This is a genomic window from Erythrobacter longus (genome assembly GCF_000715015.1).
Taxonomy (GTDB): domain Bacteria; phylum Pseudomonadota; class Alphaproteobacteria; order Sphingomonadales; family Sphingomonadaceae; genus Erythrobacter; species Erythrobacter longus.
Genome location: NZ_JMIW01000001.1, coordinates 326,020 through 348,741, shown reverse-complemented (window position 1 = coordinate 348,741; position 22,722 = coordinate 326,020). Strand labels below are relative to the sequence as shown.

The 22,722-nt window shown below is 57.0% G+C and carries 21 protein-coding genes; 12 read left to right on the top strand and 9 right to left on the bottom strand.

The features are described 5' to 3' along the window. The first annotated feature begins 62 nt into the window (after positions 1-62). The 4 genes from parE (at position 63) to EH31_RS01685 (ending at position 4,688) form a co-directional block, all read left to right on the top strand. Positions 63-2,039, top strand: coding sequence for a DNA topoisomerase IV subunit B (parE, locus tag EH31_RS01700; protein ID WP_034957680.1), 1,977 nt, complete (start codon positions 63-65; stop codon positions 2,037-2,039). Continuing rightward, positions 2,032-2,418 (top strand): hypothetical protein, encoded by a 387-nt coding sequence (locus tag EH31_RS17620; RefSeq protein WP_034957679.1) that lies wholly within the window; start codon positions 2,032-2,034, stop codon positions 2,416-2,418. Before parE ends, EH31_RS17620 begins: the two co-directional genes overlap by 8 nt. A gap of 14 nt (positions 2,419-2,432) precedes the next feature. Further along, a complete protein-coding gene (locus tag EH31_RS01690; protein WP_051698855.1) occupies positions 2,433-3,743 on the top strand; it encodes a serine hydrolase in 1,311 nt (436 codons plus the stop codon). An 81-nt stretch (positions 3,744-3,824) separates the two neighbouring features. Then, positions 3,825-4,688: an AAA family ATPase gene (locus EH31_RS01685; RefSeq protein ID WP_034957678.1), complete on the top strand. Its 864-nt coding sequence runs from the start codon at positions 3,825-3,827 to the stop codon at positions 4,686-4,688. 4 nt (positions 4,689-4,692) lie between these two features. On the opposite strand, the gene EH31_RS01680 is transcribed toward EH31_RS01685, so the two are convergent. After that, positions 4,693-6,093: a methyl-accepting chemotaxis protein gene (locus tag EH31_RS01680; protein WP_034957677.1), complete on the bottom strand. Its 1,401-nt coding sequence runs from the start codon at positions 6,091-6,093 to the stop codon at positions 4,693-4,695. Between the two features lie 119 nt (positions 6,094-6,212). Here EH31_RS01680 and EH31_RS01675 point away from each other — a divergent pair, with 119 nt between their 5' ends. Together EH31_RS01675 and EH31_RS01670 are read left to right on the top strand one after the other, a co-directional pair. After that, positions 6,213-7,397: a vWA domain-containing protein gene (locus EH31_RS01675; RefSeq protein ID WP_034957676.1), complete on the top strand. Its 1,185-nt coding sequence runs from the start codon at positions 6,213-6,215 to the stop codon at positions 7,395-7,397. A 57-nt stretch (positions 7,398-7,454) separates the two neighbouring features. Continuing rightward, complete coding sequence (locus EH31_RS01670; protein ID WP_152553425.1) at positions 7,455-7,853, top strand: hypothetical protein; 399 nt, start codon at positions 7,455-7,457, stop codon at positions 7,851-7,853. 57 nt (positions 7,854-7,910) lie between these two features. Here the strand turns inward: EH31_RS01670 and EH31_RS16640 are convergent, their stop codons facing one another. Then, the gene (locus EH31_RS16640; RefSeq protein WP_051698854.1) at positions 7,911-8,924 is read right to left on the bottom strand and encodes an aspartyl/asparaginyl beta-hydroxylase domain-containing protein; all 1,014 of its coding nucleotides are present in this window, start codon (positions 8,922-8,924) and stop codon (positions 7,911-7,913) included. A gap of 11 nt (positions 8,925-8,935) precedes the next feature. After that, the gene (locus EH31_RS01660) at positions 8,936-10,156 is read right to left on the bottom strand and encodes an exo-beta-N-acetylmuramidase NamZ family protein (RefSeq protein ID WP_034958766.1); all 1,221 of its coding nucleotides are present in this window, start codon (positions 10,154-10,156) and stop codon (positions 8,936-8,938) included. 125 nt (positions 10,157-10,281) lie between these two features. Here EH31_RS01660 and EH31_RS01655 point away from each other — a divergent pair, with 125 nt between their 5' ends. After that, positions 10,282-10,776 carry a TspO/MBR family protein gene (locus EH31_RS01655; RefSeq protein WP_034957674.1) on the top strand — a complete coding sequence of 165 codons (495 nt, stop codon included), beginning with the start codon at positions 10,282-10,284 and terminating at the stop codon, positions 10,774-10,776. A gap of 13 nt (positions 10,777-10,789) precedes the next feature. Here the strand turns inward: EH31_RS01655 and EH31_RS01650 are convergent, their stop codons facing one another. Beyond that, complete coding sequence (locus EH31_RS01650) at positions 10,790-11,320, bottom strand: DOMON domain-containing protein (protein ID WP_051698853.1); 531 nt, start codon at positions 11,318-11,320, stop codon at positions 10,790-10,792. Between the two features lie 126 nt (positions 11,321-11,446). Here EH31_RS01650 and tyrS point away from each other — a divergent pair, with 126 nt between their 5' ends. The 4 genes from tyrS (at position 11,447) to cysK (ending at position 15,518) form a co-directional block, all read left to right on the top strand. Next, entirely contained in the window at positions 11,447-12,673 is a 1,227-nt protein-coding gene (gene tyrS / locus EH31_RS01645; RefSeq protein ID WP_034957672.1) for a tyrosine--tRNA ligase, read from the top strand. A gap of 179 nt (positions 12,674-12,852) precedes the next feature. Beyond that, complete coding sequence (locus EH31_RS01640; protein ID WP_199796988.1) at positions 12,853-13,191, top strand: PilZ domain-containing protein; 339 nt, start codon at positions 12,853-12,855, stop codon at positions 13,189-13,191. A gap of 167 nt (positions 13,192-13,358) precedes the next feature. Continuing rightward, positions 13,359-14,594 (top strand): MFS transporter, encoded by a 1,236-nt coding sequence (locus tag EH31_RS01635; RefSeq protein ID WP_081853168.1) that lies wholly within the window; start codon positions 13,359-13,361, stop codon positions 14,592-14,594. Positions 14,595-14,597: 3 nt separating this feature from the next. Further along, positions 14,598-15,518 carry a cysteine synthase A gene (cysK, locus tag EH31_RS01630; RefSeq protein WP_034957669.1) on the top strand — a complete coding sequence of 307 codons (921 nt, stop codon included), beginning with the start codon at positions 14,598-14,600 and terminating at the stop codon, positions 15,516-15,518. Between the two features lie 33 nt (positions 15,519-15,551). On the opposite strand, the gene EH31_RS01625 is transcribed toward cysK, so the two are convergent. The 5 genes from EH31_RS01625 to EH31_RS01605 all read right to left on the bottom strand — a co-directional run bounded on the left by EH31_RS01625 (position 15,552) and on the right by EH31_RS01605 (position 21,920). After that, positions 15,552-17,861 (bottom strand): penicillin acylase family protein, encoded by a 2,310-nt coding sequence (locus EH31_RS01625; RefSeq protein WP_241765799.1) that lies wholly within the window; start codon positions 17,859-17,861, stop codon positions 15,552-15,554. A 131-nt stretch (positions 17,862-17,992) separates the two neighbouring features. Then, entirely contained in the window at positions 17,993-19,798 is a 1,806-nt protein-coding gene (locus EH31_RS01620; protein WP_034957668.1) for an acyl-CoA dehydrogenase C-terminal domain-containing protein, read from the bottom strand. 55 nt (positions 19,799-19,853) lie between these two features. Further along, positions 19,854-20,333 carry a MerR family transcriptional regulator gene (locus EH31_RS01615; RefSeq protein WP_034957667.1) on the bottom strand — a complete coding sequence of 160 codons (480 nt, stop codon included), beginning with the start codon at positions 20,331-20,333 and terminating at the stop codon, positions 19,854-19,856. Between the two features lie 47 nt (positions 20,334-20,380). Then, positions 20,381-20,782 (bottom strand): phosphoribosyl-AMP cyclohydrolase, encoded by a 402-nt coding sequence (gene hisI / locus EH31_RS01610; RefSeq protein WP_034958759.1) that lies wholly within the window; start codon positions 20,780-20,782, stop codon positions 20,381-20,383. 421 nt (positions 20,783-21,203) lie between these two features. Next, entirely contained in the window at positions 21,204-21,920 is a 717-nt protein-coding gene (locus EH31_RS01605) for a ComF family protein (protein ID WP_051698852.1), read from the bottom strand. 57 nt (positions 21,921-21,977) lie between these two features. On the opposite strand from EH31_RS01605, the gene EH31_RS01600 reads away from it, so the two are divergent. Further along, complete coding sequence (locus EH31_RS01600) at positions 21,978-22,721, top strand: class I SAM-dependent methyltransferase (protein ID WP_241765798.1); 744 nt, start codon at positions 21,978-21,980, stop codon at positions 22,719-22,721. Position 22,722: the final 1 nt, after the last annotated feature.

The following is a 22,722-nucleotide window of genomic DNA, read 5'->3' as shown; positions in this document are numbered from 1 at the left end:
ACGGCGCAAAACGGGTTCCCCCCTGCTTGTGAGCAGGCGGGGCCCGTGCCTATATCCCTCCTATGTCCGATGACCTGTTTGAAAATGCGCCTGCGTCCAGCGGCGATTACGATTCCTCCTCTATCGAAGTTCTCGAAGGGCTTGAGCCGGTGCGCCGCCGCCCCGGTATGTATATCGGGGGCACCGACGACCGCGCACTCCATCACCTCGCGGCAGAGGTCCTCGATAACTCGATGGACGAAGCCGTTGCTGGCCACGCGAACCGGATCGAAATCCGCCTTGAAGAAGGCAACCGGTTAAGCATTTCGGACAATGGGCGCGGTATTCCGGTGGATGAACATCCCAAGTTCCCCGGCAAATCCACGCTGGAGGTGATCCTCTCCACATTGCACTCTGGCGGAAAGTTTTCGGGTAAAGCCTACGCGACCAGCGGCGGCCTTCACGGCGTCGGGGTGAGCGTGGTGAACGCGCTTTCCTCCAAAACCCGCGTCGAAGTGGCCCGCGACAAACAGCTTTACGCGCAGGAATTTTCAAGGGGGCAAACTCTTGGCCCTATCGAAGTGGTTGGCGCTGCCCCGAACAGGCGCGGGACCACGGTCACTTTCGTCCCCGACACAGAGATTTTCGGAGAGCGCAATTTCAAGCCTCACCGTCTGTTCAAACTTGCCCGGTCAAAGGCGTATTTGTTCGCTGGTGTTGAAATCCGCTGGAAATGCGTGGAATCGCTTTCATCCGATGACGTACCGCAAGAGGCCGTGTTCAAATTCCCCGGCGGGCTTGCGGACCATTTGGCAGAACAAGTTGGCGGGCGCGAATGTGTGACGGCCCAGCCCTTTACGGGTCGCCAAGAGTTTCCCGATGAGGCTGGCCGCGTTGAGTGGGCGATTGCATGGCCGCTTTATTCCGATGGCTCGACAAGCTGGTATTGTAACACTGTGCCAACCCCCGATGGCGGCACCCACGAACAGGGCCTTCGCGGAGCACTGACCAAGGCGCTTCGGAGTTTTGGCGAGTTGACCGGCGTCAAGAAAGCCAAGGACATCACCGCTGACGATGTAATGAACGGTTCTGAGGTCATGCTCAGCGTCTTTATCCGCGATCCGCAGTTCCAGTCACAAACCAAGGACCGGCTGACCTCTCCCGGAGCGGTGCGTCTCGTCGAGAACGCCGTGCGCGATCAGTTCGACCTGTTCCTCACCGACAATATGGACCGCGGGAAAGCGCTTCTAGGCGAAGTGATGGAGCGCATGGATGAACGCCTCAAGCGCAAGCAAGAGCGCGAGATCAAGCGCAAGACCGCGACCAATGCGAAGAAACTGCGTCTGCCTGGCAAGCTTACCGATTGTTCGGGCGAAGGGGAGCGGGAAACCGAGCTGTTTATCGTCGAAGGGGATTCTGCAGGCGGCTCTGCCAAGCAAGCGCGCGACCGCAAGTCGCAGGCGATCCTGCCGATCCGGGGCAAGATCCTGAACGTGGCCAGCGCCACCAAGGACAAGATCAACGCCAATTCGGAAATCGCGGACCTCACCCTCGCAATGGGCTGCGGGACGCGCAAGGACTGCGATCCTGAAAACCTGCGCTATGACCGGATCATCATTATGACCGATGCGGACGTCGATGGCGCGCACATCGCGACGCTTTTGATGACGTTCTTCTTCCAGGAAATGCCTGAGCTTGTGCGCAAAGGGCATTTGTTCCTTGCCCAACCGCCGCTCTACCGTCTGACCTCTGGCAAAGAGAGCCGTTATGCCCGCGATGACGCACACAGGGCTGAGCTTGAAGAGACGGTGTTCAAGGGCAAGAAAGTCGAAGTAGGCCGGTTTAAAGGTCTGGGCGAAATGAACCCGCAGCAGCTTCGCGAAACCACGATGAACCCGGAAACGCGAAGCTTGATCCGCATTACCCTGCCCCAAGAATTCGAAGACCGTGCCGGGGTCAAGGAATTGGTCGACCAATTGATGGGCCGCAATCCGGAGCACCGCTTCAACTTCATCCAGAACCGCGCGGGCGAAATGGACCGCGATATGATTGATGCCTGATAAGGGCTCCAATAGAGTGGGCGATTACCCCGACCCGCGCGAAGAGGATATCTATGCTGGCGACAGGCGTATCTCGCGGCCTGATAGCGCGATCCCCGATTGGCATATTCCGGACGCCAAATATCGGCCCATCCCCATCGCATGGTTTGCGGCTGCCTTTTTGGTTCAGATGGTCGTGCTGTTCGCGATATTCGTCCTGCTGGTGGGTCAAACCGGTTGGCTGACCATTGCGCTTTCCAGCCTTGCGACGGGCGCAATTGGGATGTGGACATGGGAGCGCGGGATGCGCGATGCGGGCACTGGCTGGCGCATTGCCACAATTATGGTCCTTATCGCGCAACTCGCCTTTGTGTGCCTTGGCGCCAGCGCCCGGCTGTAATCGGGAGAAACGCTGTGAAAAAGGTCGTTCTTAAAACGCTTGCCGGGCTGTTTTTCGTGTCGGCGCTTCCTGCTCAAGTGATCGCGCAAGAAGAGCCCACCACGATTGCTGACGAATCTGAAACTTCCCCTTTGCGCGATCGAGCGGAGCAAGTCGTGGCACTTGTGAATGGCGAGATTGAGCCGGAAGAAGTCTTCACCGATGCGTTCCTGCGCGCAGTCCCTCCAGACCAATTCAAGGCCATTGCAAGCCAGCTCACCTCGCAGTTTGGGGCTGCTCTCTCCGTTGAAAGCCTTGGGTCGCCCGGCGCAACGCGCTCGGCCCTTTCTATCCGGATGGAACACGCCATTACCAAGGGCGCCATCGCGATTGACCCAAGCAGCGCCAGCCGGGTGAGCGAGCTTCTCTTCCAGACCTTCGATCCGGTCGATGATAGCCTCGCCAAAATCGAAACCGATCTTGCCGCGCTCCCGGGCAAGGTCACATGGTGGTTTGGCCCCCTTGATGGAACATCACCGCCCATCGCATCCTCCAGAGCCGCTGAGCAAATGCCGATCGGGTCGACCTTCAAGCTCTATGTGCTGGCGACCCTTGCCCGCGAGATTGCGGAGGGGAAACGCAGCTGGAGCGATCAGGTGACCCTTGGCCAAGCTCGAAGTTTTCCAAGCGGGATGATCCAGGATTGGCCGGAAAATGCGCCGCTATCGCTGCACACTCTTGCCAGTCTTATGATCTCAATCAGCGACAATACCGCAACGGACACCTTGATTGAGGAACTCGGGCGCGATGCGATTTTTCAGACAGTGATCGACAGTGGGCATTCACAGCCCGAACTCAACAATCCCTTCCTCAAAACGCGTGAAATGTTTCTTTTGAAAGCTGGGCCAAAGGGCCGCCTGGAAACCTATCAACGAAGCGACGCGGACGTTCGTCAACAGATTTTGGAGGGGATCGAAGATGTGGACGTCCCTCCAAACAAGGTCGCAGCCGCTTTCTCCGGCGCACCGGTGGCATTGGACGTTGAGTGGTTTGCAAGCGCCCGCGATCTTGCGAATTTGCTCGGATATATGGGTAGAACCGCCGATCCGCAGGCCCGTGAAATCATGGCGATAAACCCTTCCATGTCCAAAGAGCGGCGCGAGAAATTCCACTACGTCGGCTACAAGGGAGGCTCGGAACCGGGCGTCCTCAACCTGACCTGGCTGCTCCAAGACAAAGCAGGCCGCGATTACGCATTGACCCTTAGCCAGCGCGATGATGACGTGCGGTTTGACCCAAGCTCGCTTGAACTCATCGCTCAGCGGCTTCTTGCGTATCAGCCATAGGCCTAGAATACTGCCCTCTTGCACACCTCCCCTCGCATCCGTATCGGGGTGCGCAAAGATATACGTTTTGAAGGAAAACCCATGAGCGACACGAACAACCAACGCTTTGAAGGCACCAGCAATTACATCGCGACCGACGACCTTAAAGTTGCGGTGGACGCAGCGGTTACTCTTCGTCGTCCGCTTCTGGTGAAGGGTGAGCCGGGCACAGGCAAGACGGTTCTCGCTCATGAGATTTCCAAGGCTCTGAATGCCCCGCTGATCGAGTGGAACATCAAATCCACCACCAAAGCGCAGCAAGGCCTTTACGAATATGACGCGGTCGCCCGTCTTCGCGATGGTCAGCTTGGTGACGAGCGCGTTCACGACATCAGCAATTACATCAAGAAGGGTAAGCTCTGGGAAGCCTTCACCAGCAAGGAGCTTCCCGTGCTTTTGATTGATGAGATCGATAAAGCCGACATCGAGTTCCCGAACGATCTGTTGCAGGAACTCGACCGGATGAGCTTCGATGTTTACGAAACACAGGAGCGGGTCGAGGCCAAAGAACGCCCGATTGTGGTCATCACCTCGAACAACGAAAAGGAACTGCCCGATGCGTTCCTTCGCCGCTGTTTCTTCCACTACATCAAGTTTCCCGACCGTGACACGATGTCATCCATCATTGATGTGCACTTCCCCGGCATCCAGAAAACGCTCGTCAAAAAGGCGATGGATATCTTCTACGAGCTGCGCGAAGTACCAGGCCTGAAGAAGAAGCCTTCAACGAGCGAGCTGCTCGATTGGCTCAAGCTTCTTCTGAATGAAGACATGCCTTTGGAAGTCCTGCAGGATTCCAATCCAAACAGCGCAATTCCGCCGCTTCATGGTGCATTGCTCAAGAATGAGCAGGACGTGATGCTGTTTGAACGTCTCGCCTTTATGGCGCGCCGCAATCCAAGCTAAATCGTCACCTAAGGCTATATGCAATTTCGCAGTCGCCCCAACGGCGACCGTTGATATAAACCGGGATGTAAACGTTCCGGACCACGCGATATTGGGTGCCATCGCCTTCTTGGCGATAGACGCACATCATGTATGGCGCGGTGCTGTCCTTGGCTTTCTGGTCGATAGCGCCAAGGATGATGCGGCCATTGCGGCAATACTTTGTGTCATGGACTACATCGCCAGTAGGCGTGCGGGACATTTCGGTGAGGTGCGTTGGCAGATAGCCCTTCGTATCGGTGCAAATAGCTGCAATGATGTGGCTATCTGACGCTTTCAATTCATCGAGCAGCGGACGCAAATTCGCATCTGCCCAGTCGGTCAACCCGGTGCGATACCGTATCGGGTTGCTGCCAGGTATCGCGACATAGTCCTGATCGAAGGCTTGCGCCTCTTCAAGATCGCCCGCTTCAATGGCGGCTTCGAATGCCTTTGCAACCTTCCGGGCCAGCTCTTGGCCTTGCTCGACCATTATGTTGTCGTGCGGGCTGAGCCCAGCTTTTACGAGGCTGTCAAACATATCGTTTGCCGTCGCTTCGAGCTCCTCCATCCTCTTGCTTGCGCCGTTGAGCTGGTTTTCGTTGTCTCGGGTAGCGCCTTCATAGCTTATCAGGACCTTTTGAACCGCATCGACGTGGCCTGTGATCGTTCCGGTGGATCTTGCGATAACATCGTTCTGGCGGTCCACTTCCTCGACCAGTGACCCGACGCTTGCGATGGTGTTTTCGATCTGAGACACGGATTCCTTCGCGTCCTTGCTCGCCCGGCTCCCCTCTTCGACCTGAGTGATCACGAAGCTGGCTTCTTCGCCAAGCTTGTCGATAGTCGCAGCGATCTCATCGGTTGCTTTGCGGGTGTCATTGGCAAGGCTTTTCACCTCATCCGCGACCACGGCAAAAGTGCGCCCCGCCTCGCCTGCGCGCATCGCTTCGATTGTGGCGTTCAATGCGAGGATATTGGTTGTCTCGGCAATCTCTTCGATGTCCTTGGCGCTCCGCCGAACTTGCTCCATCGCTGCAGCAAACCCGGTAACATGCTCCCCAAGCGCGCCGACCAATTCGAGCATCGAAGTAATCTGACCAAGCGATGATTGGATCAGCTCGGTCCCTTCGTTCAATCGTTCGATGGCCCGTTCAGAAAGGAGGCGGGCTTCGTCGCTTGCCTCGGAAACCTTGATCTGGTCACCCTCAAGCGCTGCGACTGTGCCGCGCAGGGCCTCGTGTTCTTTGCGAAGCTTTTCCGATGAGGTAATCACCGCATCGACAATGCCCGCCACATCGGTGCAGCCAACTGTCACTTCCCCGCATTTCTCCGGTATAGCGCCAAGAGCAGAGGCATGGTCAGTATCGATTGTGATAGGCTTCATCGTTTTTGGTCCCCTTAAGACGCAGACTGCTTTGTCAAAAGATGGTTATCGAAGGCTTAAGATGGGCAGCTGTGCAATGGGACTAGTAAGAGCGGTTTTTCGCGATTAGGAAAGCGTCCATGTTTTTCAATTTCATGGATGAGCTGCGCGCAGCTGGCATTGGCGCAAGTTTCAAAGAACATCTGACGCTGCTTGAGGCGCTAGATAAGGACGTGATCGAGCAGACGCCCGAGGCGTTTTACTATCTCAGCCGCGCGACCTTTGTGAAAGACGAAGGGATGCTCGACCGGTTCGATCAGGTGTTCCACAAGGTCTTCAAAGGCATCATGTCCGATTACGGCCAAAACCCCGTCGACGTGCCCGAGGATTGGCTTAAGGCGGTTGCCGAGAAATTCCTCACCGATGAGGAAATGGCCGAGATCGAGAAGATCGGCGATTGGGACGAGCTTATGGAAAAGCTCAAGGAACGCCTCGCCGAGCAGGAAAAGCGCCACGAAGGCGGCAATAAGTGGATTGGCACGGGCGGCACCTCCCCCTTTGGCAATTCAGGCTACAATCCCGAAGGCGTGCGGATCGGGGGCGAGAGCAAGCACAAGCGCGCCGTAAAGGTGTGGGAGAAGCGCGAGTTTAAAAACCTCGACAGCACCAAAGAGCTTGGCACCCGCAACATCAAGATGGCCCTTCGCCGTCTGCGCCGCTTTGCGCGCGAAGGAGCGCAGGATCAGCTGGATCTGGACGCGACCATTGATGGCACGGCCAAGCAAGGCTTTCTCGACATCCACATGCGAGCCGAACGCCGTAATGCGGTGAAACTCTTGTTGTTCCTTGATGTCGGCGGCTCAATGGACCCGTTTATCAAGCTGTGCGAAGAATTGTTCAGTGCGGCCACTACCGAGTTCAAAAACCTCGAATTTTTCTACTTCCATAACTGCCTTTACGAAGGCGTGTGGAAGGACAACAAGCGCCGCTGGCAGGAACGCACCAAGACCTGGGACATCCTCCACAAATATGGCCACGACTACAAAGTGATCTTCGTGGGCGATGCGGCGATGAGCCCCTATGAAATCACCCATGCAGGCGGCAGCGTTGAGCACATGAACGACGAGGCCGGCGCGCTTTGGATGAAGCGGGTGACCGACACCTATCCTGCAACCGTGTGGCTAAACCCCGTACCCGAAAAACAATGGGGCTATTCGCAGTCGACCAAGATGCTCAAAGAGCTCGTGAACGACCGCATGTATAGCCTAACGCTTGAGGGATTGGATGATGCCATGCGCGAGTTGAGCCGGAAGCAAGGACATTAAGCTTCGATCCAAGCGCGTTATAGTTGATTCTTGCAAGTGTACTCAACGGAGGCAATGATGAGCAAATTTTTGGTTCTGGTTTCTTCTTTAGCCTTGATCGGCACAGCGTCAGCAACAGCTTCAAATGAAGTTGTTACGCTGGACACGGCAACAAAAACCGGGGGAGGGTCTGTTTCACCGCAAATTGGCCTAGGTGTTCTCCCATCTGATCCTGAAGCTACTCAGGCTCAAGTCGAAAAATGCCGTGACCACATATCACAAGCTCGCAAGGCAATAGGCCAGAGCCCTCTCCTTGAGCGCGAGCCCGCGTCACCTGAAAAACCCTATGCGATCTACGCCGTACACCGAGAGCAAGACGGATGTTCGGTTATGGTGATGATGGGTTCACAAGGCGACATCCAACCGCTTCCTTCAGCAGATCCTAACGGACCATACCTGTTGCCCGCGAAGCCGTGATACTGTGTGCGATTTGAACAGGAAACAGGGGCCTGACAGGGTGCTCAGACTGCACCCTCAATAGCTATCGACCGCCTGGAAAAGCGCGTTTAGCTGTTCGCGTTCGGCCTGTTCCAATTCCGGGCGCCATACGTCGAAGATCAGGACCAGGCGGTCCTTGTCCGCATCGTTCCAAGCCTCATGCTGAACGCTGTCGTCGAACATCATAAGCTCGCCCTCGGTCCAGCTTTTCGTCGTATGTCCAACACGCAGCGCGCCCTCGCCCGGGATGATCAGTGGCAGATGGCAGATGTAGCGGACATTGATCATGCCGGTGTGAGGCGGGATGCGCTTGCCGGGGGAAAGGCGTGAGAACATCGGCGTGGGCGCGCGTCCCTTAATCCGGCACAGCGGCAGGTCCTTGAGAGCGTCATAGGTATCGGGGCAAAGAGCGGTGCGTTCGGGCACAAATTCGCCGCCTTGCGACAATTCGAAGCTCGACCAATCCTCGTTCTCGAGCATGCCGTGCACATCGCCTTGCGGTCGGTCGCCGACTTTCTTGACGTAAGCCGAGAGATGCGTGCCCTCTTTTAGAAGCTTTGCACCTTCCGCCCGGATTGCATCTGTGCGTGCTTCTAACGCTTCGGCCCAATCGAATGCATCGCGGGATGCAAATTCGCAGTACTTCATGTCGGCGTAGAACATGGTCATTGGATTTTGAGGGTACTGCCGCGCTTCGGGTGGGCGCTCGATCTGGCCGATCATCATCGCCAGTGATCGGGTGAAGCGCGGATGCCAATCCTTGCGCGGGTGCCCGGCTTCCTCGACGCCTTTGACCATATGCTCGACATAGCGCGCGTTGATCCACTGCATCGCTTCAAACGCGCGCTGAGCGTCCGGCCCCTGCCCTTGCCCTGATTGTGAAAGCAGTTGGAGGGCAGCTTGATAATAGGCCCCCGCAGCCCGCCTGTCCCCAGCAAACATACGGTTGTCCGCCTTGGCCAGCATTGCTGTCGCATCGCGGTTGTTTGCCGTCAGTCTGCGGTCGGCCTCTGCCTCGTCGAAGGCGGCAATGGGCTTTTCAATGCTCATCAATCACGCCCTTAGTACAACAAATGTGTCCGCACGGTTTGTATCCACGCCGCTTCATCAGCAGAGGCCATCGCGTCCAGATCATCGGGAGCCGCGCTCGGATTATCGACCCATTCGCGCAAGGAAGGCCCGCCATTGATGACGTCGATCGCAAGCAGGTCATTGGTGTATTCGTATTTGAAATCCGTTCCGCGCCACAGCTCATAGTCCGGGTAAAGATTGCGGATCGCCTTGAATGCGAGCGCTTGCATCCGCCACGGCTTGAACGCATCGTGATCGTAGTCTGGCCCTTCGGCATGGAGCATAAGCGCGTTGCATAGCTTGCCCTGATGCTTGTGGAATGTCGGCTCAAACCAGCAATCGCGCATTGTCACACCCGCGCACCAATCGGGCGCCATGCTGAGCATTTCCTTCGCCACTGCTTTGGCGTTGATGTCAGGCGCTCCGAACAGGACCTCCAGGGGCCGCGTTGTCCCCCTGCCCTCGCTAACGGTTGCCCCTTCGATCATTACGGTGCCCGCGTAACAGCGCGCCATGTTGAGGCTTGCGGCATTGGGTGACGGGTTCACCCAAATGCGGTCTTCCGGCCAGCCATAACCGCTTGCAATCGCTTTGCCGCCTTCATCCGGTTTCCAGCCTTGCATTGCGACAACCTTGTACGCCACACCAAGGTTGAAATGCTCAACAAACCAGTGGCCCATTTCTCCCAGAGTCAGCCCATGGCGCATCGGCATGGGAGCAGCGCCAACGAAGCTTTCATGCCCCGGGATCAGCATGGCGCCTTCTACCGGACGCCCTGCCGGGTTAGGGCGGTCCAATACCCACACCTCTTTGCCGAGCTTATCCGCCTCTTCCAGCAGATAGAGCAGCGTTGTCACAAAGGTGTATATCCGGCAGCCCAAATCCTGAAGGTCGAACAGGAACACGTCCGCGGCAGACATCATCTGGCCCGTTGGCCGGCGCACTTCGCCATAAAGCGAGAAGACCGGAATGCCGTATTCGGCATCCATCTCGTCAGCCGTCTCGACCATATTGTCCTGCTTGTCGCCTTTAAGCCCGTGCTGTGGGCCAAAAGCGGCGGTCACATTGACGCCTGCCGCGATCAGAGCATCAAGGCTATGCGTCAAATCCTGCGTCACGCTGGCAGGGTGCGCGACAAGGGCGACACGGCGGCCTTTTAGCTCATCCAAAAGCTCGGCATTTTCGAGCAGGCGGTCAATTCCGAATTTCACTTGTGAAGTCATGACAAGCGAATTGGCGCAAGGGCACTTCAAACGCAATGCCGGATGCATAGCTTGCGCGCGCAAATGCGTAGCTTGGCTGTATCTAATCCAGTTCGAAGTGTGTAGGAAACCGCATGGATATTAATTGGACCTTGGCTCTTGTCGCGGCATCGTGGGCGATAATTCTTGGCGGCGCGGGCGGCCTGCTTACCGATATTGGTGAGTGGTATCGCAACCTCAATAAGCCAAGCTGGCAGCCGCCTGACTGGCTGTTTGGTCCTGCATGGACCTTGATCCTTGGACTATCGGGCTGGAGCCTTTACCTCGCCGTATCAGGGGCACAAACATCGAGCGATGTGATGTTCATCGGCACCTTGTTCGGGATCAACTTTATCCTGCATTTTGCATGGTCGCCGCTGTTTTTCAAAATTAAGCGGCCCGACTGGGCCTTGTTTGAAAACGTGTTTCTCTGGCTTTCGGTTTTATCCTTGTGCCTGTTCCTGCCCAGCTATTCCACGCTCGCCGGGTGGCTGAACGTTCCGTACATCTGCTGGGTCAGTTTTGCGCTGCTTCTCAACCTTGAGATCGTGCGCCGGAACCGTCCATTTGGGGATGCAAGCGCCCCTTAGAAGCGAGATCTTCCTATTCGCCCCCGAGGACCCATTGACGGCACGCTTCGGAGTGGAACTCGGCCTTGCCCGGCGCGAAGGCGAGCGCCCAGAATTGCAAACTACCATCCTCGTGCTCGACAATCGCGTTCAAGGCGACTTGCGCTGGCGTAGGCAATTCAGAGGCAATGGTCGCAATCAATTCAAGCTCGCCGACGCCGTTCGATGACCCTTGGGCAACGCTCAATGAAATCGCATCGACGGGCGCATCGCGCATTCCTTCGCGGAAATTATCAAAATCATACGCGGCCCAGCGTCCCGAAGGCGATAGGTTGAACTCGCGGTAATAGGTGCCGCCTACAGGTTGCCAGAAAATCTCAAAACAGGTGGTCTTCCACAAATCATCGGTCCTGACCGATGGTGCAGCTGCGGGTATCTTGATGCGATCGACCCCGCCCTCAAGCCTGAAGCGGGCCTCGCACCCGACATCTGTATCCTTCACCTCGGCAGTGACAGAACGGATCGGGCCAAGGTCGCAAGAGTTGTGGAGCATCAAAGGTTTCATGACCCTTCCTATCGCCAAGAGAGATAGCTTGCGCAAGTGACTTTCCCCCAAGGATGCGCCCTTGGCGCATGCCCCCTAGCCCGCGCCCCCTAGCCCACTTGGGCCCACACTGATAAGCGCGCATTTATGACTTACGAATCCGACCTGTTGCGCCTGCTCGAAGAACGCGGCCATTTGCACCAAATCACCGATCCGGGCGCATTGGACGCGTGTGCCAAAAAACAGGTCATCACCGGCTATGTGGGATTTGATCCCACAGCCTCCTCGCTCCACATTGGCAACCTGGCCTCGATCATGCTGCTAAAGCGGCTGCAACAGGCAGGCCACCGCCCGATTGTGATCATGGGCGGCGGCACCGCCAAAGTCGGCGATCCTTCGGGCAAGGATGAAACGCGGCAATTGATGACGGATGAAAGGCTCGCGGCCAATATCGCGGGCATTAAAGGCAGTTTTGAACGTATCCTTGAATTCAACGATAGCGAGACCGGCGCGCTGCTCATCAACAATGATGATTGGCTCAGCAAGCTTGGCTATGTCGAGATGCTGCGCGATGTGGGGCCGCATTTCACGATCAACCGGATGCTGACATTTGATTCGGTGAAGACGCGGCTTGATCGAGAACAGCCTTTGAGCTTCCTCGAGTTTAATTACATGATCATGCAGGCGTATGATTTCCTTGTGCTGGCGCGCGATTATGATTGCACGCTGCAACTGGGCGGAAGCGATCAGTGGGGCAATATCGTCAACGGGATTGAACTTAACCGCCGCATTGATGCGCGCGAGGTTTACGGGGTGACGGCGCCTCTCATCACGCGGGCCGACGGTGCCAAGATGGGCAAATCGGTTGATGGGGCCATCTGGCTTAATGAAGACGCGCTTCCGGCCTATGATTTCTGGCAATACTGGCGCAACACCGATGACCGTGATGTGGGCAAATTCCTTCGCCTCTTCACCGATTTGCCCTTGGATGAAATTTCCCGCTTGGAAGCGCTTGAGGGTGCTGAGATCAATGATGCCAAGGCCGTGCTTGCCAATGAGGTGACCGCGATGGTGCGCGGGCTTAATGCAGCAAAGAGCGCAGAAGCAACCGCGCGCGAAACTTTCGCTGGCGGCGGTGCTGGTGAAGATCTGCCCAGCTTTGCTGCTGGCAACGGCGGCGCGCGCCTGTTGGAAGTGCTCACAGGGATTGGGTTTACCGCCTCCAATAAAGAGGCAAAGCGCAAGATTGCCGAAGGCGCGGTCAAGATCGACGGGGATGTCATCCTGGACGCAGGATATGTCGTGCATCCGCAAGACGGGCACCCGCTAAAACTTAGCCTTGGCAAGAAAAAGCACGGCCTCATAACGGTTTAGCATGCCCGATTGACGACCTGCGCAGGAGCTTTGAGCGTAACTGAAAAGAGGCGAAGATGCCTAGGAAAGACAGTTAACTTTGAAACTGTCCCACGCGCTTTACCAAATATCAGCCTTTTTCTCTCATTTTACAGATTGTCCGCATGGGTTCGGGCAAGGTTTAATGGAGGGCTGGGCCTGTGGCAGGCGGAGCAAATCTAAGCGTAACAGACATGCGGCGCGCGGCGCGTCACCCCGTGGATTTCCCGGTGATCGTCGAGCATTATTCCAAAGGCGATATCAATCTGCACGTGTGCAACATCTCGGCGCACGGCTTTATGGTCGATGATGCTGACAGTCTTGGCAGGGGTGAGCGGGTAATTATTCGCCTGCCGGTTGTTGGCCGGATCGAAGCCTATGTGATCTGGACCCGTGAAAAACGTGCTGGTTTCCAGTTTGAGCGCATCATCCGTCTCGACGATTTCGTCGCAATGATTGACACGCTTCAACCCAATCCACGCCTTCGCCGCGGGCGCTAAAAACAGCCACTGGAAAAACCGCTAGAACCCTAAGTTTAGCCCCGCGTTGAAACCCTTCGCTTGGCAAGCCTTCGCGCGCCTGTCATGGCGCATGGGTGACTTCTAAAGACCCAACCCATCCCCTTCAGGTCCACAATTACCGCGCCTATTTGACGTCGCGGTTTGCGATGACGCTTGGCCAATATGCAATGATTTTGATCATCGGGTGGCAGACCTACAATCTGGCACGCGATGCGGGGATGAGCATTCCCGCTGCCTCCGGCCAGCTTGCTTTGATCGGGCTATTGCAATTCCTGCCTCTGTTTGTGCTCACCCCCTTTACCGGGCTTGCCGCAGACCGATTTGACCGCCGCAGCTTGGCGCTGCTCACCATTCTTTTGCAGATGGTCTGCGCAGGCGTGCTGGGCTGGTTCACTTACGCTGGCACAATTTCTTTGCCGATCCTGTTCGCGGTTGCTGTGCTTTTAGGGGTGGCACGCGGATTTGCTGGCCCGGCCTATTCCGCGCTTGCCCCCAACCTTGTGCCAAAACAGCTTTTGCCAACGGCGATCGCGGTTTCCACGGTTGCATGGCAATTGGGCACGATCCTGGGCGCGGCTATGGGTGGATACCTTTATTCGCTCGGCGCCCCCCTTCCCTATGTGGCTGCCTTTGGGCTCTACATCGTCGGATTTCTGGCGTTGAGCAGTGTTGGCAAAGTCCCTCAACCCGCGATGCGCAAGGACCAACGCCCTATCGGTGCCATTGTTGATGGCCTGCAATATGTCGGCCGAAACAAGATGGTTCTGGGCGCGATTACGCTAGACCTGTTTGCCGTGTTCTTAGCCGGAGCAAATGCGCTCCTCCCGGTTTTCGCAAGGGACATTTTGCAAGTGGGCGCAGATGGTTTGGCACAGCTTGCCATGGCGCCGGGTATCGGAGCTGCTCTCACCGCTGCCTATTTCTCTTTCCGCCCGCTCAGGACCCAAGTCGGGCCCAAGATGCTATGGGCGGTGTTCGTCTTTGGCCTTGCGACAATCGCTTTTGCGTTTTCGCGCAACATGGCATTGAGCCTTGCGATGCTCTTTATCATCGGTTCGGCTGATATGTTCAGCGTCTATGTGCGACAGTCGCTCATCCAATTGCACACCCCGGACGACAAGCGCGGGCGAGTTTCATCTGTCAGCATGCTCACAATCAGCGCCTCCAATGAAGGCGGCGATGCTTTCTCCGGCGCGCTTGCCTTTGCGATCGGGCCAGTTGCCGCTTTGGTGGCGGGCGGTGTGGGCGCAATTGTAACCGTTGCGTTGTGGAGCCGTATATTCCCCGTATTAAGACACACAAAAACCTTCGATCCGCCCGATGACCTTCTAGAGGTTGATCTGTTAGAAGAACGGGCAACAAAACACTCTCAGGGAGCCTGACCGATGAAAGCTGCAAACATTCTCGAAACGATTGGCGCGACGCCGCATATTCGGTTGTCAAAGTTGTTTCCTGACCACGAAGTTTGGCTGAAATCAGAACGCAGCAATCCTGGCGGTTCGATCAAGGACCGTATCGCGCTTGCCATGGTCGAGGATGCGGAGAGCAAGGGCGATCTTAAGCCCGGCGGCACAATCGTTGAACCCACGTCTGGCAACACTGGCATTGGCCTTGCCATGGTGGCTGCGGTTAAGGGCTACAAGCTCGTCCTCGTTATGCCAGAATCGATGTCGATTGAACGCCGCCGTTTGATGCTTGCCTATGGTGCCTCTTTTGATCTGACGCCCAAGGAAAAAGGCATGAAGGGTGCGATTGCGCGTGCAAGCGAGATTGTTGAGACGACGACAGGCGCCTGGATGCCAAGCCAGTTTGACAATGGCGCGAACCCGGCCATTCATGCTCGAACGACTGCGCAAGAGATATTGGCGGACTTTATCGACACACCGATTGACGTGATGATTACCGGTGTTGGCACGGGCGGCCACCTAACGGGTTGCGCGGAAGAGCTTAAAAAGCACTGGAAAGGCTTCAAAGCATACGCAGTCGAGCCAGAGGCCTCGCCTGTTATCAATGGCGGCGAGCCCGGCCCTCACCCGATTCAGGGGATTGGAGCAGGGTTTATTCCCGGCAACCTCCACACCGATGCGATTGACGGCGCGATCAAGGTCGATGCCGAAGACGCCAAGGAAATGGCCCGCAGAGCCGCGCGCGAGGAAGGCATGCTGATCGGCATTTCTTCAGGCGCAACACTCGCCGCGATTGCCAAGAAGCTCCCCGAACTGCCAGCAGGCTCACGCGTCATGGGCTTCAACTATGATACCGGCGAGCGGTACCTGTCGGTGCCTGATTTCCTGCCGGTGGAATAACGCGAAGGGGCGCGGTGCGCTGCGCGCTGCGCCCTACTCGGCAGCTTCCTCGCTGATCGTCAGCGTTTCTCCAATGCGCGCAGCCTCGATCTCCTCATCAGAAAACGGCAGGCGGTGCCATTTCTTCTGAGAATAAAGCCGCGTCTGGTCCGCGTAGAACGGTGAAGCCGGATCGGTGCTTTGCGAATAGCTGAGGATTGCATCGGCGACCGGGCCGTCTTCATCAAAGCCGACGATCTGGATGTAGCTGGAGCCGTGCACCGGGGTCATGCCGCCTTCAATCAGGCGAGAGCGCTGCATATTGAGGATGCCGGGACCGCCCGGACCGCCGTGGATGGCGATTTTTTCATCACCACTGGCGCGTGTGACCACATCTCCCAATGAGGCATCAAGAGCAATGCCAGCCTCGGTAAGCTGCTCCACCGCCTCACGCAGAGCGGTCAGCAGCTTCTCGCCTGCGTCCCCTTCGATATTGAGGTCCGCTGGTGTCGCAACCGGATTTTCGGGGTCAAACTTCGTGTTCCAAAAATTGGGCCCGCCCGGTGTTTTTTCCCAGAAAGCAACGAACAGATGCGCGCCCTTGCTTTCATTGTTCACCCGGCGATCCCAGCGGCTGAGCACGCCGCACGCCTCTGCAAGCGCGTTGTTGCCTTCGCAAAGGTCCAGAACCGCATCCAACGCCATTTCCGCGGACAGCACTTTGTTGCCGAACACCAGTTCCTGTGCGCGGGAATGATCCATTGGACCCGCTGCCAGCATTGCCTCTGTTTCGATAAAGTTTGACCTTGAGCGCAGAGAAAGCTGGGTTTTGTGCCCCCCAAGGATAGGCGACAATTCGCGGTAAGGCTCGCCTGCGTGGCTCAGCCAATAGCTGTCGTTGGAGTTGGTGACATAGTCCTTGCGAATGCGGGAGGCTTGATCGTTTGCGGGCATCAGGCCGGGCTGCGACGCAGCTGTGGGTTGTGACATCCAATCGCACTCAGAACGACTGCCATCTAGCAGTGTGATTTGCCCTTCGACCATCTGGGTGAACGGGGTTGAGCAGCCATGAATGAACTCTTTGCTCACATTAGGGACAGCCGTGATATCAGCGTGGAGAGCATTGCCTTCGCGGTCAGCAGCAATTGTGTTCACCCACGGAATGCCGAGCGTCTCGCTGATCGCGCTTTCGACTTCGCCAACTGTGCTCGAAAAGCCGATGCCAAGCCATGCATCCATCCCGCGCTGATTGCCGGTGTTTGCATCGCGCAAGGTGAAAGCCATTTGCCGTGTCCACTGCGCCCCTGCACTGGGCAGGGAGACAACAGGGCCGAACTGGGTCGAGTAAAGCACAGTTTCAAAAGGCTCTTCCTCTCCTGGCATCGGCACGCTGACAAGCGTCTCTTCCATCGGTACCGCTTCGCCATCGACCATGTAGCTGGTGGGGTCACCGGGAGCGAGTTGAAGCATGTAAACGGTGAAGTGGCGCGCGGCGGTCACCGTGTGGGTCCAGGCAACATCTTTGTTAAAACCAAGCGTTGGAAGCGGTGTTCCCGCGATCCCAACGCCCATAACATCATACCCGTACGGGCCCCTCACATGCATCTGCCAGAAGCGCGCTGGCCCTTCCCACGGGAAATGCGGATTACCGATCAAAAGGCCTTTTCCGTCGGCAGTCGCCTCTGAGCCAAAGGCCCAGCCATTGCTGCCGTAATTGGGTTCGGGCGGATCGGGGAATGTGATGGCCTGTGGGTCTGCAATGGCCACCGTGTCACTGGGCGGCGCTGCGTTGGCAATCGCACCTGCAAATTGAAGCGAACTGGCCAAAAGCATCGTTTTTTCGTTCAGCCGCAGCATATCATCGGTGGTGATTGGGCGTACCCACTGCGCATCGCGGCATTCCTTAGGCAAGGTTGCAACCGGATTGTCGAACAAGAAGCGGTTATATCCCGCCACATAGCCCGCAATAAGCGCCTGATTAATCGGGCTGGAGCCCTCTAACCCTTCGCGAAGGGCGGGCAAATTGATCTGACTGCGGAAGAATACATCGGACGTAAGATTGTCAGCGCCCCTCAGGCCAAGCTCGTTGCGTCCCTCGGGCCCGTAATAGAGCGAACGTTCGCCGCGCACGCTGACGAATTCTTCGGCGAGCATACAGATATTGTCCTGCGCATACGCGTAGGCAACGCCGTACCCCACGCCCTCCCAGGTCTCGGCCTCAATATGAGCGATGTTGTGCGTGGTGCGGGTGATATCAGCCTGAAACGTCCCTTGTTCAGACGCCGCGTGATCATCGGCGGCCGCTGTGGCCGCCAATGCGGTTGATGCCAGCAAAGCTCCCAAACCGTGTGCCATAACGCGCATAATCACTCTCCCCAATTTTCTCTCGTCGCAAAGGCTATTGGGAGAGCGCCCATCTGGCAAGCGTATCTTCAAGACAAAAGCCCCCGCCAGCACTCGGCTGACGGGGGCTTTGATATCTCAAAAGGCTACGCTTAAGCGGCGGTCGAGAATGCCTCTTCTGGAAGCGCCATCATGTTGTCGCTGCCCGCTTCAAGCTTGCGACGCAGCGCGCCTGCATCGGGGAGGAAACGTTCGGCATAGTATGCCGCCGAGGTCATCTTCGCCTCGTAGAACGCCTTGTCTTCGGGGTTACCGGCAAGCGCTGCGGAAGCCGTCTTGGCTTGTTTCAGCCAGAAAAAGCCTAGCGTCACGATGCCCATGATGTGCATGTAGTGGTGCGCGCCCGCGCCAAGGTGATTGGGGTTGGCCATCGCGTTTTGCATGAACCACATGGTCGCCGCTTTCTGCTCGCCCAGCGCTTTTTCAAGCTTGGTGGCAAGGTCGCTAAGCGCTTCATTGGTCTTGGCTTCTGCGATCTCATCATCGATCATCTTGAAGAAGGCCTGGATTGCGCGGCCACCTTTGCTGGCAAGTTTACGCCCGCAAAGGTCCATTGCTTGAACGCCGTTGGTGCCTTCGTAAATCATCGCAATGCGCGCGTCGCGCACGAATTGCTCCATGCCCCATTCCTTGACGTAACCGTGGCCGCCGTAAACCTGCTGCATATTGTTGGCGATGTCATAGCCCTTGTCGGTGCCATAGCCTTTGATGACCGGGGTCATGAGGCCGATGAGGTCATCGGCAAGCTGGCGCTCCTCTTCGGTTTGCGCCTCATGGGTAAGGTCCACTTGGAGAGCGCCCCACAAGCACAGAGCGCGCATCCCTTCGTTGAAGACTTTGGCATCCATCAACATCCGGCGCACGTCCGGGTGCACAAAGATCGGGTCGGCTTTTGCCTCTGGTTCAGCTGGCCCTGCAAGCCCGCGGCCCTGACGACGGTCAAGCGCATAGGTGACGCCGTTCTGATAAGAAACTTCTGCCTGTGCGAGCCCTTGGAGGCCCACTCCCAGACGCGCTGCGTTCATCATGACGAACATGGCGGCGAGCCCCTTGTTCTCTTCGCCCAGCATATAGCCGGTCGCCTCGTCATAGTTGAGGACGCAGGTGGAGTTGGCGTGGATGCCCATTTTCTTCTCGATCGAGCCACACGTCACACCGTTGCGTGTACCCGGCTCACCGTTCTCATCGAGGATGAACTTGGGAACGATGAAGAGCGAAATGCCCTTTGATGAATCCGGTGCGCCCGGCGTCTTTGCCAGCACAAGGTGAATGATGTTGGAGGTAAGGTCGTGCTCACCTGCCGAAATGAAGATTTTCGTGCCGGTGATTTTGTATGAACCATCTGCTTGCGGTTCTGCTTTGGTGCGAATGAGGCCGAGATCAGTCCCGCACTGCGGCTCTGTCAGATTCATCGTGCCAGACCACTCACCGGTGATCATTTTGGGCAAATAGGCCTCTTTTTGCTCCGGCGTGCCCGCGGCTTCGAGTGCGGCAGATGCGCCATTGGTGAGGCCCGGATACATGCCGAAAGCCTGGTTTGCAGACGCAGTGAACTCCTCCACCACCATCGCAAGTGTGTGCGGCAGTCCCTGCCCGCCAAACTCTTCCGGCTTTGCCAGCGTCGCCCAGCCCGCCTCAACATAGGCGTCATAGGCTTCTTTGAAGCCCTTGGGAGTGGTGACCGAGCCATCTTCATGGCGGGTGCAGCCTTCCTCATCGCCCGACTGATTGATCGGCGCGAGAACTTCGGAGCAGAACTTGCCCGCTTCGTTCACAATCGTGTCGATCATATCCTGCGTGGCGTTCTCGAAACCCGGCAGATTGCCGTAGGAAGCAAGATCAAGCATCTCATTGAGGACAAAGCGTGTGTCTCTGGTTGGGGCGGTATAGGTTGGCATCAGGTGATCCCTTTATCTGAGCGGGTTATATAAGAATTGGTCCAAAAGCCTGGCTTTAGCCAAGGTCAAGATGCTCGATCTCGACCACAAAATCGCTGAGCTCTTTGATTGATGAGTCGATGTCATCGCGCTGCTCTTTCAGCTTCGCGATATGCGCACGGCACTTCTCAATCGTTACGCGGCGTTGTTCAACACGGCCGTCGTCGAGATCGTAAAGGTCGATCATCTCACGGATTTCGGTGAGGCTAAAGCCCACGTTTTTGGCCCGCATAATCCACGCAAGCCGCGCACGGTCACGCTTGGAATACACACGGGTCAACCCCACACGGGCCGGGCTAATCAGCCCCTCATCTTCGTAAAACCGCAAGGCGCGGGCCGTGCAGCCGAACTCAGAAGTGAGGTCAGAAATGGAAAATTGTTCACGCGCAAGATCGTCGGGCCGATCAAGATGCGCCCCATTGCGGCGCGGCTCGTCAGCAGATCCCTTTGTAGCAAGCTTGTGCGTGTCAGCGAGCGAGTTGGTTTGAGTGTCCATGAGCAAATGGACTACCTTACCTTTACGTGAGCGTCAAGTCCTTACGCCTACGATAACACGCTCTCAAGCGCGGTGGCATCATCGGCTTCAAGGTCGAGCCTTCGGTAAAAGCATGATGTGCGCCCCGTGTGACACGTGGGACCTGCTGGCTTGGCGTAGATAACAAGCGCGTCCTGATCGCAATCGACCAAGATTTCTTCAACGTGAAGGACATGGCCAGAGGTCTCCCCCTTCATCCAAAGCTTCTGCCTTGAACGCGACCAGAAGGTAACCTTGCCGGTTTTGCGCGTCGCCGTAAGGGCCTCTGCATTCATAAATGCGACCACCAACACCTGTTTCGACTCAGCATCCAGCACCACCGCGCTCAGCAGACCATTGCCATCGAACTTGGGAGCGAACTGCGTCCCCTCTTCGCGCTCTTGGGCGTTAATAGATGCAGCTGCGGACAAGAATGCTCTCCCTCGGCGTAACAAATTGAGACGATTAGCGTTCAGCGGTTCATCTGACGCGACAGATTGTTGCATGATAACCACAGATGAGCGCCAAAATACGCAAAAATCCGTGAATCGACTTTAAGAACTGGAACTACAATGGAACAACGCTCCTCACGGACGACGCAAGAGCGTCCATCCACCTAACAAGCGGTGTTGTCAAACGCCGGGTTCAGGGGGTTGTCGGTCAGAGCCAACAGCGGGGTGTCGGAGTGGCCGATTGAACGAATGAGGCATAGGGTCCTGAAAGCGAAGTTAGGGGGTCGCTTTCTGAGCTCTTTGAGCGGATCTAAACCGTTTCGTCACGTGGCGCCCGGGGTCTAACGGCCTCGGGCGTTTCGGTTTCTGGGATAGATTTCTCCGCAGGCCCGGGGTGGTTTTAACCCAAAGCGCCGTGGTCTGCGCGGGCAAAACACCCTATTTGAACGCTTGTCGCCCCTGCCTCCAGCAATGCCTCAACACACGCATCACTCGTCGCGCCGCTGGTGAGTACATCATCGATTAGGATGACCCTGCGCGCCTTGATCAAGGGCCTCGCCTTGGCGCGAACCGCTATCGCCCCTGCCAGAACAGCCTTGCGCTTTTCCGCGCTCAAATTGCCAAGGCTGGGTGTGCGCTTCTGCCGGATAAGGGCATCAAGGATCAGCTCACCCTTCCCCGCCTTGGCAACTTCGCGTGCCAGCAAAGCCGACTGGTTGAACCCACGCTGCCATATCCGCGTACGGTGGAGCGGCACCGGCACGATAAGCGGCTGTTCGCCCACATCGCCCTGCTCATCTTGCTCGCTGTGTATTCGAGAGGCCAGCATGGTCCCTAGCAGAGGAGCAAGTGCAATCTTGCCCCCGTGCTTGAATTTCAGCACGAGCGCGCGCGACATATCGTTGTAGATCGTTGCCGCAATGATGCCGGAATGCCGCGCACCCTCAGGCGTTGCATAGGCGCGGGGAAACTCAAGCTCGCTCCAGCAATCGCTGCACAGCGATCCTTGCGAAGCCGTCGCAGCCCCGCAAGATGGGCAGCGTGGCGGATAGACCAGATCGACCAGAGGCCGCAGACCTTCCGTGATCTCTTTGGTAAGATGCGCGCCCCAAGCCATTGCGCGCTATTGTGCACCTCTTGCGCAGGCGCGGCAAGCGGGCCAAGGAATGCGTCCATGGAAACCCAAATGCCAACCACCCAAGTTCCCCGAATATTCGACCGTGAAGCTGCCGCCGCCAAATGGGCGCGAGCGCGCTCCCGCCTTCAGCTCCAGGACAGCGCGTCCTACCTTTATTACGCGATTGCTGATGACATTGCCGACCGGCTTGATTTTATGCGGTTCGATGCTGAGGCAGCTTTGGTTGTGGGGGATCAAACGGGCGGAGTGAGCGCTACTACTCGGGCTCAGCTGGGTGAGTTTGACGAAGAGGTGCCCGCCAGTTTTGAGGGTTATGATCTCATCGCCCACATCCTTGGCCTTGGCACTGTCAACGACCTGCCAGGCGCGCTAATTCACGTACGCGCTGCCTTGAAAGAGGGTGGTCTTTTTATCGCAGCCTTTCCGGGAGCCGGTTCACTTCCAGTGTTGCGCCAGATTGCGCTTGAGGCTGACGTTGATCAACCTGCGGCCCGGATGCACCCGCTCGTCGATAACCGCGCAGGCACAGCGTTGCTTGAACGTGCAGGATTTGCCCGCAAAGTGGTTGACAGCTTCCCGCTCAACGTCCGCTTTTCGTCGCTGGGGCAGCTTATCAGTGACCTTAGAGACCACGGTTTGACACGGTCTTTGAACACTCCGGTTCCGCCTCTTACGCGTGCCTGGTTAAAGCGCGCAGAAGCGGCGTTTGATCAAAGGCGTGAAGTGGATGGGAAGGTCACTGAAACCTTCAACATCCTCGTCCTCACAGGGTGGCGATAAA

What these genes read in the sequence shown, in the direction of transcription:
- EH31_RS01600 (WP_241765798.1), top strand. Translation starts at nt 21,978, where the DNA reads ATGGAAACCCAAATGCCAACCACCCAAGTTCCCCGAATATTCGACCGT.
- EH31_RS01655 (WP_034957674.1), top strand. Translation starts at nt 10,282, where the DNA reads ATGGATATTAATTGGACCTTGGCTCTTGTCGCGGCATCGTGGGCGATA.
- EH31_RS01675 (WP_034957676.1), top strand. Translation starts at nt 6,213, where the DNA reads ATGTTTTTCAATTTCATGGATGAGCTGCGCGCAGCTGGCATTGGCGCA.
- EH31_RS01685 (WP_034957678.1), top strand. Translation starts at nt 3,825, where the DNA reads ATGAGCGACACGAACAACCAACGCTTTGAAGGCACCAGCAATTACATC.
- EH31_RS01650 (WP_051698853.1), bottom strand. Translation starts at nt 11,320, where the DNA reads ATGAAACCTTTGATGCTCCACAACTCTTGCGACCTTGGCCCGATCCGT.
- EH31_RS16640 (WP_051698854.1), bottom strand. Translation starts at nt 8,924, where the DNA reads ATGAGCATTGAAAAGCCCATTGCCGCCTTCGACGAGGCAGAGGCCGAC.
- EH31_RS01670 (WP_152553425.1), top strand. Translation starts at nt 7,455, where the DNA reads ATGAGCAAATTTTTGGTTCTGGTTTCTTCTTTAGCCTTGATCGGCACA.
- cysK (WP_034957669.1), top strand. Translation starts at nt 14,598, where the DNA reads ATGAAAGCTGCAAACATTCTCGAAACGATTGGCGCGACGCCGCATATT.
- EH31_RS01615 (WP_034957667.1), bottom strand. Translation starts at nt 20,333, where the DNA reads ATGGACACTCAAACCAACTCGCTCGCTGACACGCACAAGCTTGCTACA.
- EH31_RS01620 (WP_034957668.1), bottom strand. Translation starts at nt 19,798, where the DNA reads ATGCCAACCTATACCGCCCCAACCAGAGACACACGCTTTGTCCTCAAT.
- EH31_RS01625 (WP_241765799.1), bottom strand. Translation starts at nt 17,861, where the DNA reads ATGCGCGTTATGGCACACGGTTTGGGAGCTTTGCTGGCATCAACCGCA.
- EH31_RS17620 (WP_034957679.1), top strand. Translation starts at nt 2,032, where the DNA reads ATGCCTGATAAGGGCTCCAATAGAGTGGGCGATTACCCCGACCCGCGC.
- tyrS (WP_034957672.1), top strand. Translation starts at nt 11,447, where the DNA reads ATGACTTACGAATCCGACCTGTTGCGCCTGCTCGAAGAACGCGGCCAT.
- EH31_RS01680 (WP_034957677.1), bottom strand. Translation starts at nt 6,093, where the DNA reads ATGAAGCCTATCACAATCGATACTGACCATGCCTCTGCTCTTGGCGCT.
- EH31_RS01605 (WP_051698852.1), bottom strand. Translation starts at nt 21,920, where the DNA reads ATGGCTTGGGGCGCGCATCTTACCAAAGAGATCACGGAAGGTCTGCGG.
- parE (WP_034957680.1), top strand. Translation starts at nt 63, where the DNA reads ATGTCCGATGACCTGTTTGAAAATGCGCCTGCGTCCAGCGGCGATTAC.
- EH31_RS01635 (WP_081853168.1), top strand. Translation starts at nt 13,359, where the DNA reads ATGACGCTTGGCCAATATGCAATGATTTTGATCATCGGGTGGCAGACC.